This window comes from Mesorhizobium sp. M0676 (assembly GCF_040320535.1).
Taxonomy (GTDB): domain Bacteria; phylum Pseudomonadota; class Alphaproteobacteria; order Rhizobiales; family Rhizobiaceae; genus Mesorhizobium.
Genome location: NZ_JAMYPU010000039.1, coordinates 21,718 through 39,207 on the forward strand (window position 1 = coordinate 21,718; position 17,490 = coordinate 39,207).

A 17,490-nucleotide genomic window follows, 5' to 3' on the forward strand; every position below is an offset into this window, starting at 1 on the left:
TGTGGTGAGCCCGACGTTGAGGCATCATGCGGCGGCACCGCTCGGCACGACGCCGTCATGTTGGCGAGCTGATGCTCGACAACTACGCGCTGCAGCCTTGCACCAAACAGCGCTCGGCAATAAGTCTCGACCAGCGCTCAAAGTCCCGATAGGTCCGGCCGTTAGGATGGAGTGCGCAGGCCACCCCTTCACGCTGGAATTCTTCGAATGTGATGGCGATACGCTTTATGGCGTGAAGATCATCTGTTCGCGGATTGTCGAGCAGAAGACCGAAGTTCGGGGTGCGTTACAAGCGCGATTCCAAGTTCCTTTGTCCCCCTAATGATGGCGGTGCGCTGCTCGCCAAGGGTCCACCACGGTTCAATCCGATGATCGTGATTGACGCCGGTTAGAACAATGTCAGCGGTGGCGTCTATGTTGTATGTGCGACAGAGGTTTCGCGCGTTTCGAAGTGAAGCTTCCCGTGTTTGAAATCGATGAGATCGGGCAAGCGCCAGGCGAACACTTTGCCAGCGAGCGGCGTCGTTCGACTGCTTCCATGGTAGATGAGCGGCACGATATCCGCGCTCAATTGGGCAGAACAAACGGCCGTGCGTGGAATGTCCTCAAATCCGAAGCCGCCAACCTCGCGCATCTGCTGCACAAAGAGCTGCGGCTTATGCCGCCGCCAATGCTCACGATTGGCCAAATCTTTGGAAGTTGGCTCTCCGGGATCGATGAATCTGAGAAATACGAATTCGCCATAGCGCTACTCCGGGACGCGGCACTGCCGCATCAAATGCGAAAACGTGATCGGGACCGCGCGGAAGCGCTACACCTCGCAGGTGGGCGTCCACCATCGCTCCGGAATCGCGCCGTTGCTCTGGCGCAAGAACGCGGCGAGGTACGGACTCGCGATCTCACCGACGTCGGCATCCCACGGTGCTACCTCTCCCGGATGTGCGAGGAAGGGCTGCTCGTGAAGGTCGGCTATGGGCGGTATCGAGCCGCTGCCTACGTTGAAGCGAACTGAGCTGGCTAGGCGAGTGACTTCAGGATGACCCCGGAAGTATTATCAAAGAGATCGTTGCGGAAAATTCAGATTGGCATGTGCTCAAACGTGATCCAGAATTTCCGTTGAGCAAAGTTGGTAGTGAAAGCGCATGACCTCGTCGGCGTGTGGCAGAAGGCGATTTCAGCTGTGATTGACAAGACCGCGCCTGCTGGTCGCTGAACGGTCAGCGACAAGAGGCCTGGCACACTAGCACACGTGAGTTCAGGGCTCATGAAAGGGTAATGCTCAACAATCCTGCTCAATGAACGTCGTAATGAAGACGAGCTTGTTCTGAGTATTTAACAGGTGAGCGATTTCAGGGGCGTGAATTCGGTTCATTCAGGTTGTAAGGTCCAAAAAGGTTGCAACTTACTACCGACACCGTCCCGTCATCGCGCAATTGCAATTCGATCTAACCGGCTTATTCTGAGCTGTCGGGGAAATGTTACAGCGGAGGGAAACCGTGAACGATTTGCTGAACAAACCGGCTACGCCCAGGTCAAGACATTTCAATCTGAAACTGGCTGTCGCAGCCGTGTCTATCACTTACGCGCTTTTCGGCGTCTACGGCAAATCCTTCGGCGATGCATTCTTCGGCATCATTCTGGCGCTCATAGCCTTCCTCGACGAGTATGGATTTGACACGAACCGTTATGTCGATGCGGCGCGGCAAAAGTTGCAAAGGTTCTATCGGCAAGGTGATAAGATCGCGCGGGTTCTCGTCTTCACTATCGGAGTCGGTGGAACCGCTCTGATCGTGGACTGGATATTCAATCTCAACGTCATCCCGATCGATGCGGTCGATCCATGGATAAAGCGTCTGGCGCCGGCGCTGGTCATTGCCGCGACAACGCTTTTTCTCGTGACTTTCTTTTCCAAGTTTTTCTATCAGCTCAACGTCACCGTCGCGGATCGAATATCGAACCGGATTGAGATCACGCTCTACCTGGCCACATCGCTCTTTATTGTTTCGAACATCGTCTTCTGGATCGGGATTAATGTCGAAAACGCGCTTCCCTCCTCCTCCACCGATCTGAACAGGTATGATCCAGGGCAATGGGCAGATATTTCTCCGTGGTGGCAGAATTTGCTTCTGTCCCTTGTCCTAATCTCCCTGGTTTGGCTGACCGCCAGCTTCATTTGGGCCTTCTCGCGCTACGCGGAATATTATTGGCGCGACGTACCGCTGAACTCCAAGCCCAAGAGGGCTCAGAACCAGGACGGCAGAAGTACGAAATCCAAGTAACAGCCGCAGGTTGGCGGCAGCGATTGATCATGTTCGACCGGAATCGCCGGTGTTAGATAGGAGTGGCTTCTTCGATGTAAAAATGAGCGAACTTCTTGTGGTTGCGTGGAGCCTGAGGTCGGTAAGGTCCGAACCCGGCGCACTGCGGGACGTCGCTGAACTCAAAGCGTGCGTCGACGGTGGGATGGACTACAGCCTCCGGATTGATCTCTCGGAGTTTGGCCTTGTAGCCTAGTTTGGCGGTCAACCATGAGAGCCACGTAGGGGTCCGGCAAACAAAGGCCTGTGATCTTGAGCCGAAGCCAAAGCTTGTTGGCTCACTTGGCTTCGCCCAGTTCCAGCCTCAGCTTGTGCAGGAAGGTTTCGAGAGTGCCCTCGTCTTTCGGCCAATCCGTTGGCATAGACGGTCTTTAAGGCGGAGTCCTTGTAACGGACCGTGTGGCTACGAGCCGGCCTCGGCTACTATGCTAGTATCGGGGATTTATTTGCTAGGAGTGGGACATGGGCATTAACGATATTTCGACAGATCCATTGGCTGACCTCGAGGACGCTTGTGACCTTATGGACGGCAGTTGCGCCGGGCGCACTCACTTCATCCTCCACCAGACCGTGGACGGAAAGCTCACCTACGACACAGTGAAGCCTTGGATTGGGAAAAAGCGTAACAAGTCGCACGCGGTAATTCTCAAAACGGGAGAGGTGGTCCATTTGTGGCCATTCCAAGAGACGAACGTGTGGGCGACGAAGGCAGAGTCCGGCTTGAAGCCAAAGAACGGAAAGCTGCCTAAGTTCGACCTTAAGGGCAAGGCAATTAACATTGAAATAGACTACGAGGAGGGGGGCTCTCCGAACTCGGCGCAGTACACGAGCCTAGCGGCTTGTTATATTGGCGCTTGCCGTACGGTCGATCGAGTTCTCACGATCGTGCCACATATAGAAATAGATCGCGGGATTCCGGACGGCCACAGTGACCCGCAGAACTTCAATTACACGGGATTCTACGAGCGATTGAACGATCTGGGCGTGGACATGGATCGGGTTCCTCGGTTCGACCATGACCGATATTGGGCAAAGGAGTCGTACAAGGTCCCGTACGCGGATGATTGGTTTTCATGGCCACCGGTGCTGACCGGCGACCCGCATGCCAAACCCAAGGGGGTCGAGCGAGTGGCGAGCCCGCACGGCGATCAGCGCGAGTGGGCAGGGATGCTGTCGAAAGATGCCAGCTTTCACCTCGTTTCAACTGGCGCGATTGGGGTCAAAGAGTTCGATCGCCTTATTCGAAGACTTGAGCAGGAGAGGGAGGTTCTTGCCGAGGAAACCGAGGAGCGGGATGAAAACTGAGACGACCACGCGCCACGATCTTCCAAACGTTGATCATTACTGGGGCAGCGGCATTCTGAGGCGAGCCAGTGCTCGAGAAGGGTTCGCCGTTCTGCGCGGGCAATCGGGTGTATTTTGGGAATGGGCACGAATGGCGGACGGGAGCTAGCATCTTGTGAGTCATCTAGGAATTGCTGAAACTCCGAGCGCAAAGATGCCACAGGTGGGCTGCTGATAGCTACGCCTGAAGGAGCGCACTTCAGACAGTCGCTTATCGATGTATGAAGTTAGGTCCTTGAGATAAACGCCTTTGGCACTCTTCTGGCTTCTTTCCTGCTCCGGCTAGCGGAAGCTCAATTTTTCCAGTGCTCACTGTACGAAAAAATTGGTGAGCGTCTGTTGTTCGGCAGCCATCGGCAAGCGCTCAGAGGCGCCGAAGGCGCGTTCGTCATGTTGCTCCCATCTGGGCGCCGTCCGATTGCAAAGGAGCAAAGGGCGTGATCGCAAGCTAGTCGAGGCGCTCGGCAAAGCAGCTCCGCCGGTTGTGTGCGTCAAGTTCTGCAAAATGGGGCGGCCATGATGCTGGTGATGCGGCTTGGCGCAGAGCGAGCTTCTTGTGCTCGCGCAGATCATCCATGTTGATGTATCGGTTGGCCTCCATCCAGTTTTCGTTGGTCTCGACGGCCAAGGCCCTGACCAGGCGCAGGCAGCTTTCGGCGTTGGGGAAGATGCGCACGACATAGGTGCGCCGGCGGATTTCCTCGTTGAGCCGCTCCAGCATGTTGGTGGATTTGAGATGCTTGTGGTGCTGTCTCGGCAGCCTGAAGAAGGTCAGGGTTTGTTCGATGGCATCCTCGGCCCAGCCTGTCAGGCGCGGATAGCGTGCCGACCATTTGGCAAGCCATGCGGCAAGATCAGCCCTGGCCTCTGCGAGATCGCGCCGGTCGTAGAGCCAGCGCAATTCCTGCAGGCAGTCGTCGCCGTGCTTCCTCGGCAGATGATCGAGCGCGTTCCTGAGGAAGTGCACGTAGCAGCGTTGCCAGGCGGCTTCGGGGATCACCTCGCCGATCGCTGCCACCAGGCCGGCGTGATCGTCGGACACAACCAACTCGACGCCCTTGAGGCCGCGCGACTTGAGGCCGACGAGGAAGTCCCTCCAGGCCGAGCGGCTCTCGCGATTGGCCATCTCCACGGCCAGGATCTGGCGCCTTCCGTCCCAGTCGATACCGACCGCGATCAGCACCGCCTGGCTCATGACAACACCGGCTTCACGCACCTTCTCGTAGCGCGCATCGAGGATGAGGTAAGGAAACGGCTCTTGAAGGGGGCGCCTGGCAAAGGCAGCGAGGCTCTCGTCCAGCCGCTTGTTGATGGCCGAGATCGACGAGGCCGAGAAGGCATGGCCGCACAGTTCTTCCGTGATCGCCTTCACCTTGCGGGTCGACACGCCCTGGACATACTCTCGGCCAGCGTCGCCACCAATGCCCCGCTGCGCCGCGAGGAGGGCAGGGCGCTGAACAGCCGCGCTTCGAAGGCGAGGCCGCGTTCGAGTCGCATCGAGCACCCTAGTGCGATGGCATCAGCAAAAATCAAGATCGCTCGGCTGCGCCTCTCGTTGCGTTTCATGATTGGAATCGCACTGGCCACGTGCAACTCACCATTAGCTCGCCGGCGGCGTTGGTCCAATTGATACGCACCGCATGATGGCCGAGGGCACGTCAGTGTGCGTGAAGCCCTTGAGAAGTGGCGCGAAGTCACGCCTTGGCATAGTCGGGTCGGACGGCATGGGCGCCAAATGTACGCGCGGGATGTCCTCGATGCGCTCCTCAATCTGATCGTTCAGCTCGGCCCTTGCGTAGCGCGGATGAAGGTCCGCTCGCAGTTGGACCACCATGCCAGAGACCGCGTACTGCCCCAGTCGAACACGATCGGGGTTCCACAGAGGAAGCCGCCCGAAACCCGATGCGGTGAATTGGGCGTCAACGGCTGTCCCAACCTGATCGCCGTAGTCGAGGGGAGTAGTCATATCTTTCTTGAGGAACTCGCCAAGCGTCAGCTTCGCAGCCAATTGAACTGCCTCGGCTGGCAAGCCCAGTCCCTCGCTGTCGCGCAAATCAAGGAGCATCGGCTCGCGCCCATGACTGCTCCAGCTGGAGAATTCCCCGATCATCTGGAACAGCGGGTTGATGTCGGGCAGCTTGTCGTCGTTGACGTCCGCCTTGTTGCGCTCGATCCGGACCCGCACGCGCGCGTAGCGCCAGGGTTCGTCCAGCACAACCACCCTCAGCACAAAGCGATCCTGCGGCTTTGGATCGGCATCGAGATCCATGATTTCGGCGGCCAGCACCGCGCCAATCCCTAGCGGCCATTGATTCTCGAGCCGCTGCGCGGCATCCGACTTGCTGGGGCGTGAAGCCGGCCACGACAGTCGTGCTGTTACCCTTCTGCGATGCTCGCTTGCCGGAGTCCACGACCGGCGGCGCCGGGACCAGGAGCCCATCGTCGGCAGTCGTTGGGGCCAGCCAGTCGCGGAGCTGCTTCTCAAGGTTAGCACGCGAGATCTTGGCGGGCTTCGGGATCACGCCGCTTGGTTTGCGACCCGCAGACGCTGGTATGCGAACAGTCGCCGAGTTCACCCTCGACGTCTTTGGCGCGACGGCATCCTCGTCCACGAACGGGCTGTCGCCAATCTCGACCTCGATGCGGATGCGGTCATTGTGGAATGGGCCTTCGGAGCCCGAGGACTCCTCGTCACCCTCCAGCACGAAATAGTGCTCGGAGGCATAGCTCTCGAGATGCCACCAGCCGGGCGCGGCTAGCCCATTGCTGTCGGCTGGATCAGCCCTGTCAGGGTTGGATTGCGGCGCTTCGCTCTTAGCCCTGTGCCGCCCGAGCCGAAGGCCACCATCTTCTTATCATCGAGACGACCTTTCAGGAGGTCGGCCAGCTGATCGTTCAGGGGCCGCATGGGCGTTGTCAGATTCACCGGCAGCGGCGCGCGAGGCGGTCCGCTGTCGGCGCTGGGCTTCTGCTTCACTGGCGTCGCGGGCCGACGTCGCGAGGGCAGCAGGTAGAAGCGCCGGGTGTTCGGGGCGACCGGTTCGGTCCAGTTCGGGTTCCAATGCACGACATCGGCTTCGATCTGGCGGGCCGGGGCGAGGCCATCGTCGAAGCGATTATGCTGCTCGATGACGTCCTCGCCGCTGCGCGCTTGGGCATCGCCGCGCTGGCGCAGTTTCGCGCCGCCCGACCCAAGCACAACGCCAGGTCCGCCGCGTGTCCACAGCGGCCGCGGCGGGTCAAAAACGCTCCCATCGATCTCGAACTCGTCATCATATCGGGCGTCGTCGAGTATATCGACAACGTAACGCCCCGCCACAGCGTTGTGGAACAGAGGAAAGAGGAAACGGTCGACATCAAAGCGCGACGGGTCGCTAGCGGTCTCGCCTGGCGCGGGTGCGGGATGGATCTGCTTACGCAATTGCAAGGAGTAGAGCCGTTGGGTACAGGAATCGGGTTCGAAGATCGCCACTCCGAAGCCCTTGGTCGTGGCGAAGAGCCCCGGGGTCGTGATGAGCAGGCTCTTCAGCGTCATCGAAAGATGGCCGGCCAGCTCTGCCGAAAGGTCCTTGACGTGTTCGAACAGCGCGTCGGTACCCGAAGCTGGGTCGTCATTGTGCACATAGGTCACCAGCGCGGCCACGTCGGGCAGGAGAGCCCGCACGGTGTTGCGCAGGCCAAAGGCGTCGGCGGGCGAGTCGGAGCGGCGAGCGCAGCGCGGGCGCGGCCCGGATCGCACGCAGCCAGTCGAGGCGTTCGCGCAGTGAGGTCTTCATGCTGGCCGAGACATATTTGCCCAGCTCTGTGGCCGCCCCGTCATGCAGATCGGCAAAGGTGTCGCCTTGCAGTTCCGGTTAGATGGCGACCTCGTTCTTGTCGACTGCAAGGCCAAATCCAGGCGTGGCCTGCGGCCGCATTGGGTCGGCAATGCCCGCCGGCACCACCGCATCGCTCGGGCGCTCCAGGCGAAGGCCGAGGCGCAGCACGTCGCTGCCGTCAGTGACAGGGCTTGCGGAACCCAGTCCGCTCCATCCAGCCGGGCACGGTATCGTGATCGTCAGCCAGTCGTCTTTCACGCCAGAGGCGAAGACCTTGACGGCGGCTTGGAACTTGTCGAGCGGCTGGCGCAGCAAGTCCCGAAGGATCTTGAATTCATTAGGTGAATCAGACGCTTTTAGCGCGCGCTTGTGTGTTCCAACCTTTGCCACGTTTGCGGTGAGGGCGCCGCTCTGCGACGGCACGCCCCCGCGCGGGCATCGGCCTCATAGGCCCAGCGCTGCAACACCAGTTCGGCGCTGCCGCGGTCCACGGCCAAAATCAGGTCCGCCAGCGGCTCATAAATGGAGCGGAGCGCGGTTGGCCTTGCCTCGCCATTGTCAGCCGGCGCCAGAGCCTTCTTGAGGTATTGCCGCAAGAAACCAAGTTCGAAGCGCGCAGGCGAGAGATAGAACCGCCAGCCCATCAGCGGCAGTTCGCTGCCATGGTCGTCCCGCAGCGCAGCTGTGGCAGGGGTTTGGATATCGGTTGCAAGCGGCAACATCACCGTCGGGGCCGTCAACGGGTAGCGCTGCGTGTATTGATGTTGCAGGTATCCGTCGAGCGTCCAAGCCAATTGCGGGGTCAGGTAATTTATGAAGCGCAGCGTTTCGCTCGCCAGCCGCTCCGTCTCGGCGTCGCGCTCCTCGCCGCGGGCGTCCTGTGTGAAGAATGCGACAGGAAATAGCCAAAGAACCGCCCGCTCGGAGGAGGCGCTGCGACCAGCCAAGGCGCCGTGGCGGGCAGGTAGCCCGCGGAAGGCATCGGCACCGCCGCATCGGGATAGGTGAGGAAGGTCACGACACGTCCGGAACGGCTCAGTTTGGGCGCGCGGGCGATGACTTCGGGATCGTCGCTCGCCAGCGCAAGCTTCAGCTTGTTGAAGTCACTCAGCTGTGCGAGCACGTGCCGGTTTGCAGGTGCATTATACGGGGAGGGCGTGTAGGCGACTTCAAAGCGGTCGAGCACGCGATCGGTCGAGGCGCTCCATCGGCTGGTAAACGCGCCTTTCAAGATGCAGATCGGGGCTCGTTCCGCGCCACCGGTTTTGAGGGGCGCCAGTCCCCCCAGGATCCGATTGAAGAGCGGATCCGTCACGCTTGCCACCGGCAACACCAAATCGACGCTGGCGCCCTGGTCAAGGAGGTCCTTGCCCCCCGGCGTCGGCGCGAAGAGACGCTTTAGGGCCCGGAGCCGGCCGGACGCTCGCAGCGTCGACGCATCCGGCGAGCCGACGAGATTGGCGTAGTTGGTCGATTCCCAGTCATCGGCGTCCGGGGCCTCGTAAACGTCGTTCAGGGTGCCGTAGCGCGAAGTGATGGGCAGCGGCGCCTGTGGCCCATTGCTAAAAAAGATCTAGATTCGAGCCCAAACGGAACGGACTGACATAGCGCAAGGACCCAGGCGGGCGCGGTGGGTAGGGTTGGTTGTTATCAGTATGGGATTGTGCCTTTGCAGACCACGAAATTTCGAGAGGCCCGGCTGCCTTGGTACACTATCTATCCGGCTGTGTCGGAGTTCTCCGGGGCGGTCGGCGCCGAGGCTTATGAGGCATGGCTCAGGAACCTGCCGGCTGAGGATCCGGTGTCACTCTATCTGCACGTTCCGTTCTGCCGATCAGCCTGCTGGTATTGCGGCTTCCCAACCACCATCACCCGCCATGATGCGCCCATCCTCAACTATCTGGCGGCGCTGCGTGACGAGATCCGTCTGGTTTGTGAGCGAGTGCCGAAGACGCTGCCCGTGAGCGACATACATTTCGGCGGCGGAACGCCGTCTCTCATCGGACCAGCCGAGTTCCTCGCTCTGATGGAGTTCCTGCGATGCCGCTTCGCCATCTCGAAAACAGCTACGGTCGCCATCGAGATCGATCCACGCACGCTCACGCCCGAGATGGCGGAAGGCTTGGGAGCGGCCGGCGTGAACCGCGCGAGCCTGGGCGTACAGAGCTTCGATCCCATTGTTCAAAAAGCGATCAACCGAATCCAGAGCGAGGCCCAGACGTCGGCTGCCGTGGAAATGCTGCGCCGGCATGGAGTAAACCGGATCAACTTCGACCTCATCTACGGCCTGCCGCGTCAAACGGTGGAGTCGTGCGTCGAGACGGCGAGGGCGGCGGTCGCTATGCGCCCCGACCGGCTTGCCTTGTTCGGCTACTCGCATATCCCATCCCAAATAAAGAACCAGCGCCTCATCGAGGCGGAATTTCTTCCCCACAGCGCTGCCCGCGCTGAACAGCATGCGGCTGCCGCCGTGACGCTGGTTGCCGCCGGCTACCGAGAGATCGGGCTCGACCATTTCGCCTTGCCGCACGACGAGCTCGCGCTGGCACAGGAAACAGGTCGCCTGCGACGTAACTCGTTGGGCTACTCTGCCGATACCTGCAGAACCCTGATCGGTTTCGGCGCGTCGGCTATCGGCCGCTTTGGCCAGGGGTACGTTCAAAACGAAGTTACACGGGATTTCTACATCCGGCACATCGCAGCTGGCCGACTGGCGACATCGAAGGGCCATCGCCTCACAGACGACGACCGCCTGCGAGCCGCAATCATCGAGCGATTAATGTGCGATTTCGAGGCTGACGTGCCGGCAATCTGTGTCGCCCACGGATCTGATTTGATCCGTCTTCGCGGTTCAGATGAGCGTTTGGCGATGCTGGCCAAGGACGGAATAGTGGACTTCGAAAACGGTTTCGTCCGCGTACGGCGGGAGCATCGCTTTGGGATTCGCGCTGTCGCTGCCGCATTCGATGCTTTTAGGGATGGCCTTCCGTATCCCGCAGGTGAGGGCAAGCACACAACATGGAAGCTAACACAGGGAGTATCTTTTGCCGGAGAGAACGAGCTGCCATCGTGCGGTGCCCGTTAGTAGTGAAGCGCCCTAAAATGTCGACATAGGCGTTGGTGAACTGGACCGAACCACGAGAACAGCCTATCCAGTTTGTTGTCGGCAGTTAGTTCGAAAAACAAGGGCTTCTAAGCGGTAAACACATGCTAATCCATTTGATTTACGGGCCGACCTGCAGCGGCAAGACAGACGTTTCAATTTAAATTGCACGAGAGACCGGACGGTCGGTCATTGCGTTGGATCGTGTACAATGCTGTCCTCAAATCGCTACGCGCAGCGGGCGTGCCTCGGATCCCGAACTGCAATCTACCCAGCGGGTTTACTTGGATACGCCTCCTAACCGCGGGCACATCCACGCCGTGACTGCCCGTCGTAAGCTGATCATGCACGTGGATGAGCTTAGATCTTAGCCTGGGCTCACTCGAAGCCGGCTCGATCTCCCTTCTCAATTCACATGGCGCGAGTCAGCATCGGGCTGGCGCTTTCAGTGGCATGTAAGGCGGTTGCGGCTCGGCAACTCCGATGCCTTTGTAGAGAGAGCAAAGCGGTTGTGTGCGACAAGTTCTGCAAAATGGGGCGGCCATGATGCTGGTCATGCGGCTTGGCGCAGAGCGAGCTTCTTGTGCTCGCGCAGGTCGTCCATGTTGATGTATCGGTTGGCCTCCATCCAGTTTTCATTGGTCTCGACGGCCAACGCCCTGACCAGGCGCAGGCAGCTTTCGGTATTGGGGAAGATGCGCACGACATAGGTGCGCCGGCGGAGAGCCGCTCCAGCATGTTGGTGGATTTGAGATGCTTATGGTGCTGTCTCGGCAGCCTGAAGAAGGTCAGGGTTTGTTCGATGGCATCCTCGGCCCAGCCTGTCAGACCGGATAGCGGGCCGACCATTTGGCAAGCCATGCGGCAAGATCAGCCCTGGCCCCTGCGAGATCGTGCCGGTCGTAGAGCCAGCGCAATTCCTGCAGGCAGTCGTCGCCGTGCTTCCTCGGCAGATGATCGAGCGCGTTCCTGAGGAAGTGCACGTAGCAGCGTTGCCAGGCGGCTTCGGGGATCACCTCGCCGATCGCTGCCACTAGGCCGGCATGATCGTCGGACACGACCAACCCGATGCCCTTGCTTTGACGGCAGCGCTGGCGGTCTTAACTTCAGTCTTGGTCATGGTGGCGTTCCTTCGCGGCAATCGGTGACGTGAACAATCACCAGCCTGCCATGACCGCCCCCTCTCAGCGAATTTGCAGAACTCTCAGCACACTACCCCGACGTACTCACCCGGATAGTCCCGGCGATCCAGACGACCTGCTGCTGCCGTGCCGGAGCGGATCAGCTCGACGAACTCGTCGCGGTAGGGGTCGACGCAAAACGAATACGACAGCGTCATCGACACTTCGCGCCCAGCGGCATGCGCCAGCCGCGCGGTCTGCCGGATCGCTTGCTTGGCGCGCGGCGGGTCCCCCAGATAGCCCTCGAAATAAGTGACCTTGGTGCCCGAAGCCTTGTCTGGTTCGACATCGTCGGGCCGAGTTCGAAGCAGGCGCCGAGATAAGCGCTCGCCATCGGGCGTTACGAAGTTCATCGAGCATGCCGTCGGTGGTTGTCCCACTAGCGGTTCGGTGTCGAAGGCGACGCCCTGGGCGTGGATGTCGTGGGCGTAGATCTCGCCGAGCGCGTCGTTCGTCACCTGCCGAAGAAGGCGGCGCGCCCGCCGAAGCTGCCTACGCCGGCGGCGGTGTTGCCGGCGCTGCATTGCCGATGCAAAGAACGTCATAGTCCGGCGTCAATGTCTCCGCTTGGGAACCCGCCGGCCTTCTTACCACGCCGGCCGGGCGCGGGTTTGGCAAGTGGGCTTTCCTTTTGCCAATGCGTTCGTTCCCGGCCCTCACGGGGCGGCGAGTCCCTGCCACCTGAGGCTACATGGCGGCCGTGGAGATTACCTCAGCAGCGGCGCCCGATCGGAAACCTTAGCACCTCCGCGCTTTGGCGTGGCTGCTTGAACTCTTCGACGGCAACCGCCTCAATTAGCAGATCCAAGGCTTCGCGGCCCCTTTGACTCATCGGGTCATCCCCACAAAGGTAGCCATACGCTCGATCTAAATGCCCTCGGGCGGCGGAAAAATCGCTTGTCATATCATAGAACCCTCTCCATCCGCCCGCATTGCCGTTTACGAGGTGAAGGTGGTGCAATCGTCAATATATACAGACAAATTTGAATTAAATCGGTGATGATCATAGAGGTCGAGTCCCCGACCTGATAGCGCCATCGAGCCCGCCGACGACCACTCGCTGGCGCTCACGGGCGCGGCGCTGAGTAGTGAAGCGCCGTAAAATGTCGACACAGGCGTTGGTGAACTGGACCGAACGACGAGAACAGCCTATCCAGTGTGTTGTCGGCAGTTAGTTCGAAAGTCAGCCGAAGCCGGCCTCCCCAATGGTGGGTCGAGCCTTCGCTTACCCCGTGCTTGCCTCACAGATCCGCGACCGAGAACCCAGCCTCATGCTCCCGCCCTGCCGGGGCCTAGGTCCATCAAGCATGAAAGGAACACGTCGGAACCTGGGATATCGCTTGCCCGGCCGGGCGGCGATAGCCTTGTCGGGGCGGGCGAGGAGCCGTAGCCGAGTGATGAGCGCACAGGAGAAGTCTGGCGTGAATGGGGCGATGATTGTCAAGCTTTGCTTTTCGTCAACCATCTTGCATGACCGATTGGCGACCATCTCCTCGTCCCGACCTTATATTACCCGTCGCCTGTCGCCGCCAGCGCGCAGTGACTTGTCAAGGATGGAGGCCCGCAGACCCCATCGCGCGGCGACTTGTCCTTGACGGTCACGAGCACGGCGGCAGGTTTGCCGTGGTCGGGGAGCCCTTCCTTGGGCGGAAGCCGACGACAGTGTTCGAGGGGAACTCGCCATGAGCCGGGTGCGCAGAGATCGTCCGACGCTCTTGTATTTGCTGGATCCCAGCCGGCTCCGCCTCCGATTGCCTCGGTAGCTCGGTAGCCTGAGCGCGTCGGCGGCATCATGCCATTATCATCCTACGAATTGCATGCTCCATCGTCCTGGACGAGACCGGTTTGGCTAGCCAAAGGACGAAGGTCTGATTACCAGATGTGATCGGCATGGGGTCGCTTCCACCAACGACGATGATGGGCACCGTCATCAGGGTGGTACGTACGGCTTCGGGCTGTCCTGGCCCGAGGAAAGTCGCTTGATCGAAAATGAGGAGGTCGGCTGCCTTCCCGCTCTCGATCCAGTCGCAAAGACTTTTGAAGGTCGCGAAGCCGACAGGCTTATAACCAAGCGCGGCGATCTTATCGTTGTAGATCTCCAACGCTGCTGGATCGGGCTCCACGACTGCAATGATTTCTCCATTGCCAAGTGATCCATCGTATGGACCGGAAGCGCTATCAGCTCTGACCTGCTCCTCAGCGCAGGCCGGTAAGTAGAGATCGAAGCGTGTACCTCGGCCAACAGCCGAGGTGACGTCAAGGCATCCTGCGAGCGCGCTCACATGGCGGTCCACTGCAGCAAGACCCAGTCCGGTCCCGCCGACGCGAGAGCGCGTGGTAAAAAAGGGCTCAAAGATGTGCGGAAGCACCGAACTTGCGATTCCTTGGCCATCGTCGCTGATGGAGAGGAGAACGTAATCTCCCGGTTTCAAGGTGCCCTTAGCCACGGGCTTCGTTTGACAGACGTGAGCGCGAGAAACGCTAATCTGGACACGGCCCTCATTCAAGAGAGCCTCCGACGCGTTCTTGCATAGATTCATAAGGATTTGCTGTAACTCGGTCGGGCTGCCCTCGATCACCGTTTGCCACTCGTTGATCTTGAAGTTCAACTGAACATCCGCACGAACTGTAACCCGCAGCAATGGCGCTAGATCCATTACACTCTCCGAGACGTCGAAAGGCATCGTCACGCGCTTCCGAGTTCGGCTTAGTGACAAAATTTGATCAATAATCAGCTTGGCTCGGTTGCTGGCCAAGATAATTTGGCCGATGTGGCCCCGAATTCTCGAGGGGCGGCGCACAAGACCTTTAGCCATCTCTGCGTAGCCGACTATTGCTCCTAGAACATTATTGAATTCATGTGTAACGCCGCTTGCGATTGTGCCGACAGCCGTCAGCCTTTCCGCATGCTCCCATCGACTCTCAAAAAGGTTACGTTCCGTGTGTACACGTTGCATTTCAAGATGGTTGCCTAAACGCACAGTAGCGCTCGCCAGAACCAGGAGGTCGTCTGTGGAGGGTGGTGAGCGATCTCCTTCAAAAACAAGGATACAAACCGCAGCCTGCTGATCGGAGGCCCTGCAACCAACAATTTGACAAACACCGGTAGTGCCTACGGCAGTCCGAACCACTTCCGACGCCGGAACGACGCGAAACACTGGCTGTTCCGGGTGTACAAGTGAGACGACTTCATGGATTAGCGCGGCGTTCCAGACGCGCATGCGCTTGTTCGCGACAAAGTACTCGGTATTCCTGCTGATACTCGGATCCACCAGAGCAAGCGCGCATTGATCCGCATCGAAAACGCATTGAATGAGTCTAAGCGCTGCTTCGGTGGAGAAGCGCCGCGAAGCCTTCGTTGCTTGACTGTCGATGAAACAAGCTTCGATCTCACTCATCGCCGCTTCAAGCTCTAACCGCCTTTCCAACCGGTTCGTCCGCACATGCTGCGTGGAGGCTCGAATGGTCGCAAACAAGCAGAGGCATATGGACACCAAGCCAAAGAAAAGTCGTGTACGCTGCGCTTGCGCGCTGGCGAAGCTGTAGGCTTTCAGATGTTCTCGCTCCAATTCGGCAGCCTTGGCGAACGTGTCGAAGGATGGGATCCGATTGACAGCGCGGTCCAACCTCAACATTGAGGACAGGATAGCGCGGCCCTCGCGGGCAACATCCTCCGTGACTTGGTCCTGGCTAGGAGGAAGTCGGCGGAGAGACTGATCGATTTGTAATGCGAGGCTGAATCCCGGTCTGGCCGAAAATTGAAGGATCAGATTGGAAAATTCAGGCCTGTTCGACACTCCCCCCCGAAGGCGATTAGCCGAGCGAGCAAAGCGTACGAGAGAGCTTTGCAGAAGCTCATTTTGCGCGGCCGAGGCCGAGATGGCAGCTTCTGTGTTTTCGAGGGACTTTTTGAGCTGTGCAACCAACCTGGAGTGCACCCCGGAGCTCTCATTGGGCGAAATCTCAACAAGGCGTTGGTAGTTTTGAAGGTTCCTTTTTAATGCTTGCCCGGTAGAAGCAACGGAACGGAAGTCCAATACCATGTCGGCGCGGGCGACGTCTCGCTGGAGCAATGCGTAGTTGATCTGAATCGTCCGCAGTTCGCTTAGGACCGCCTCGTTGATCTGGGGGTCTTGCCACTGTATCGCGACCAAGAGCGCAACCGAGGCCACTAGGGCCATCACAGAAGCTTTGTCGGTACTGAGCCATTTTTCCCAAACGAACGGCGTTTGAGCCGCGGTGCGTGCCTTGCGAAGGTCCGATTTGAATTCTAGCTCCCCATCGCGTCGGTGTGCGGCCGGATGCTGCTGGAACAGGAAAGCCAAGTGTACCTCTCCCCCTCAAATAGGCGGTGTAGACACCGTTGCACTCTGCCCCCATGGCCCGCTGACCTTCCATTGAATCGCGGGCGTTTCGACCTCGACGGCGAGGCGCCAGCACAAGGCGGGCAACTGATCGCAGTTTTCGGAACTGGTCTTCCGAGAGATCATCGAAGGGGCATACAAGCGCACGCCTGCAGCAGCCGAGGATGATACCGGCCGGTCAAACGCAACTGGCGAGGGCCGGATCTGCTGTTGGCTGGCAGCTAACACTGGCGGGGCGGCGGCCTCGGCGTGCCTAGAGCCGGCTGCTGCGAAAGCGTCCGACACGCTTCCCTTGGGGTCATCCCGTCCAGCGGGCATCCTTGGATCGCTGAAAAAAGACGAGGCGGCTTGATGATCCTGCCCTCGCCGAAGCACCACGCGAAACCCCTGTTCCAGTCGCAGAAGCTCCTCTGGACCGGTAGGCGGCTCGTCAGCTCGACCATCGAACAGCGGCCGGAGCGCCTCGGACACGTGCTGCTCAAAGCCCACTCGCCGGGCCTGGACCGCTTGCCCGTCTTCCAAGCCGGCGTCCTGCACCTGCGACAAAGCTGTTACACGGGATGGATTACTATTTCGCGGGTTCATACTAGCCTCACATCAAACTGTATCGTCAAAGTCCTGCGCCAATTCACACAGCGGGTCACCGAGTTGAGATTCTGCGGAGAGCGCCTCCTCTGCTCCCGTCAAGGGCGCCGGCTCCGGGAGGGCGCCTGTCTGGCTTTCAAAGATGCGTTTCAGAATGCGATCCGAGAAATAACGCACCTTCCTCAATTTTAATGGTGGCAGACCTTGATGAGAACAATCTCGTACTCGTCATCGAGCAGCCGAACCTGTTCGGGACGCAACAGCGGTGCACCTTGATGTGAATTCTGAATGTTCCAGTCGAACGTTCGCGCCTGGCTGTAGGAAACGATTGGGCTTGAAATGTGAATCCACCGATAGCTTTGGAAATGTAGTTCGGAGTCTCGTCATCTACCTCGATGTTCCTAGAAGCGCGCCGGCAGCCCGGGCGGGGGGCTTGGGGTTAGACTGCCAGCGCACGCCACTCATAAAGAGCGGCCTCTTTTCGCGGTTCGGACACCCATAGTCAACCCGGCAACGTCTGGATGCCCGCTGTGCTTTTTGCAGAGCGGCGATGCCGGGCATATCGGCCGATCCTGTCTAGGATGGTGTGGCCACTCTCGTCGGCCGAGTTGATGCTCCAGCCACTATCGCCTTGCCGACCAGCACGAGTTCGCCGCGTCGGTTTGGCGATTTGACGACATAGGCTTGTTGGTCGGGCTTGTCACGTTGTCTGAAATTGGCCGGCCGAGGGCTGCTGCTGCTGAATTCATGCGGGCGTTCCAGTCACGGCCTTCGATT

At 59.5% G+C, this 17,490-nt stretch carries 12 protein-coding genes and 4 pseudogenes; 5 read left to right on the plus strand and 11 right to left on the minus strand.

All coding sequences use genetic code 11. The annotated features are described in order from the left end of the window. Positions 1 to 463 precede the first annotated feature (463 nt). The 3 genes from NKI35_RS28310 to NKI35_RS28320 all read left to right on the plus strand — a co-directional run bounded on the left by NKI35_RS28310 (position 464) and on the right by NKI35_RS28320 (position 3,623). A complete protein-coding gene (locus NKI35_RS28310; RefSeq protein ID WP_352742049.1) occupies positions 464 to 1,012 on the plus strand; it encodes a type IV toxin-antitoxin system AbiEi family antitoxin domain-containing protein in 549 nt (182 codons plus the stop codon). A gap of 484 nt (positions 1,013 to 1,496) precedes the next feature. Then, a complete protein-coding gene (locus tag NKI35_RS28315) occupies positions 1,497 to 2,279 on the plus strand; it encodes a hypothetical protein (RefSeq protein ID WP_023820166.1) in 783 nt (260 codons plus the stop codon). A gap of 501 nt (positions 2,280 to 2,780) precedes the next feature. Then, positions 2,781 to 3,623: a hypothetical protein gene (locus NKI35_RS28320; RefSeq protein ID WP_352742051.1), complete on the plus strand. Its 843-nt coding sequence runs from the start codon at positions 2,781 to 2,783 to the stop codon at positions 3,621 to 3,623. Between the two features lie 568 nt (positions 3,624 to 4,191). On the opposite strand, the pseudogene NKI35_RS28325 reads toward NKI35_RS28320, so the two are convergent. The 6 genes and pseudogenes from NKI35_RS28325 to NKI35_RS28350 all read right to left on the minus strand — a co-directional run. Then, positions 4,192 to 5,087 (minus strand): annotated as a pseudogene (locus tag NKI35_RS28325) (IS256 family transposase); the annotation flags it as partial. Positions 5,088 to 5,262: 175 nt separating this feature from the next. Further along, entirely contained in the window at positions 5,263 to 5,949 is a 687-nt protein-coding gene (locus tag NKI35_RS28330; RefSeq protein ID WP_352742055.1) for a hypothetical protein, read from the minus strand. Between the two features lie 468 nt (positions 5,950 to 6,417). Next, positions 6,418 to 7,401, minus strand: a complete 984-nt coding sequence (locus tag NKI35_RS28335; protein WP_352742057.1) for a hypothetical protein — start codon at positions 7,399 to 7,401, stop codon at positions 6,418 to 6,420. Between the two features lie 115 nt (positions 7,402 to 7,516). Further along, positions 7,517 to 7,795 carry a hypothetical protein gene (locus tag NKI35_RS28340; protein WP_023703294.1) on the minus strand — a complete coding sequence of 93 codons (279 nt, stop codon included), beginning with the start codon at positions 7,793 to 7,795 and terminating at the stop codon, positions 7,517 to 7,519. 41 nt (positions 7,796 to 7,836) lie between these two features. Further along, entirely contained in the window at positions 7,837 to 8,274 is a 438-nt protein-coding gene (locus NKI35_RS28345) for a hypothetical protein (protein ID WP_352742059.1), read from the minus strand. 17 nt (positions 8,275 to 8,291) lie between these two features. Next, the gene (locus tag NKI35_RS28350) at positions 8,292 to 8,795 is read right to left on the minus strand and encodes a hypothetical protein (protein WP_352742061.1); all 504 of its coding nucleotides are present in this window, start codon (positions 8,793 to 8,795) and stop codon (positions 8,292 to 8,294) included. 354 nt (positions 8,796 to 9,149) lie between these two features. Here NKI35_RS28350 and hemN point away from each other — a divergent pair, with 354 nt between their 5' ends. Together hemN and NKI35_RS28360 are read left to right on the plus strand one after the other, a co-directional pair. Further along, positions 9,150 to 10,565 (plus strand): oxygen-independent coproporphyrinogen III oxidase, encoded by a 1,416-nt coding sequence (hemN, locus tag NKI35_RS28355; RefSeq protein WP_352742063.1) that lies wholly within the window; start codon positions 9,150 to 9,152, stop codon positions 10,563 to 10,565. A gap of 182 nt (positions 10,566 to 10,747) precedes the next feature. Continuing rightward, positions 10,748 to 10,954 carry an isopentenyl transferase family protein gene (locus tag NKI35_RS28360; protein WP_352659220.1) on the plus strand — a complete coding sequence of 69 codons (207 nt, stop codon included), beginning with the start codon at positions 10,748 to 10,750 and terminating at the stop codon, positions 10,952 to 10,954. Positions 10,955 to 11,136: 182 nt separating this feature from the next. Here the strand turns inward: NKI35_RS28360 and NKI35_RS28365 are convergent. From NKI35_RS28365 to NKI35_RS28385, 5 genes and pseudogenes are all read right to left on the minus strand, one after another. Continuing rightward, positions 11,137 to 11,668 (minus strand): annotated as a pseudogene (locus NKI35_RS28365) (transposase); the annotation flags it as partial. A gap of 182 nt (positions 11,669 to 11,850) precedes the next feature. Next, positions 11,851 to 12,284 (minus strand): annotated as a pseudogene (locus NKI35_RS28370) (PfkB family carbohydrate kinase); the annotation flags it as partial. Between the two features lie 192 nt (positions 12,285 to 12,476). Beyond that, on the minus strand, positions 12,477 to 12,668 hold the full coding sequence (locus NKI35_RS28375; protein ID WP_352742065.1) for a hypothetical protein: 192 nt from the start codon (positions 12,666 to 12,668) through the stop codon (positions 12,477 to 12,479). An 886-nt stretch (positions 12,669 to 13,554) separates the two neighbouring features. Then, positions 13,555 to 16,089 carry a two-component system VirA-like sensor kinase gene (locus NKI35_RS28380; protein WP_352742066.1) on the minus strand — a complete coding sequence of 845 codons (2,535 nt, stop codon included), beginning with the start codon at positions 16,087 to 16,089 and terminating at the stop codon, positions 13,555 to 13,557. Between the two features lie 636 nt (positions 16,090 to 16,725). Then, positions 16,726 to 17,101: pseudogene (locus NKI35_RS28385) on the minus strand (type IV secretory system conjugative DNA transfer family protein); the annotation flags it as partial. Positions 17,102 to 17,490: the final 389 nt, after the last annotated feature.

Bases quoted from the DNA above. Each gene is read 5' to 3' on its own strand.
- NKI35_RS28320 (WP_352742051.1), top strand. From the start codon at position 2,781: ATGGGCATTAACGATATTTCGACAGATCCATTGGCTGACCTCGAGGAC.
- NKI35_RS28375 (WP_352742065.1), bottom strand. From the start codon at position 12,668: ATGACAAGCGATTTTTCCGCCGCCCGAGGGCATTTAGATCGAGCGTAT.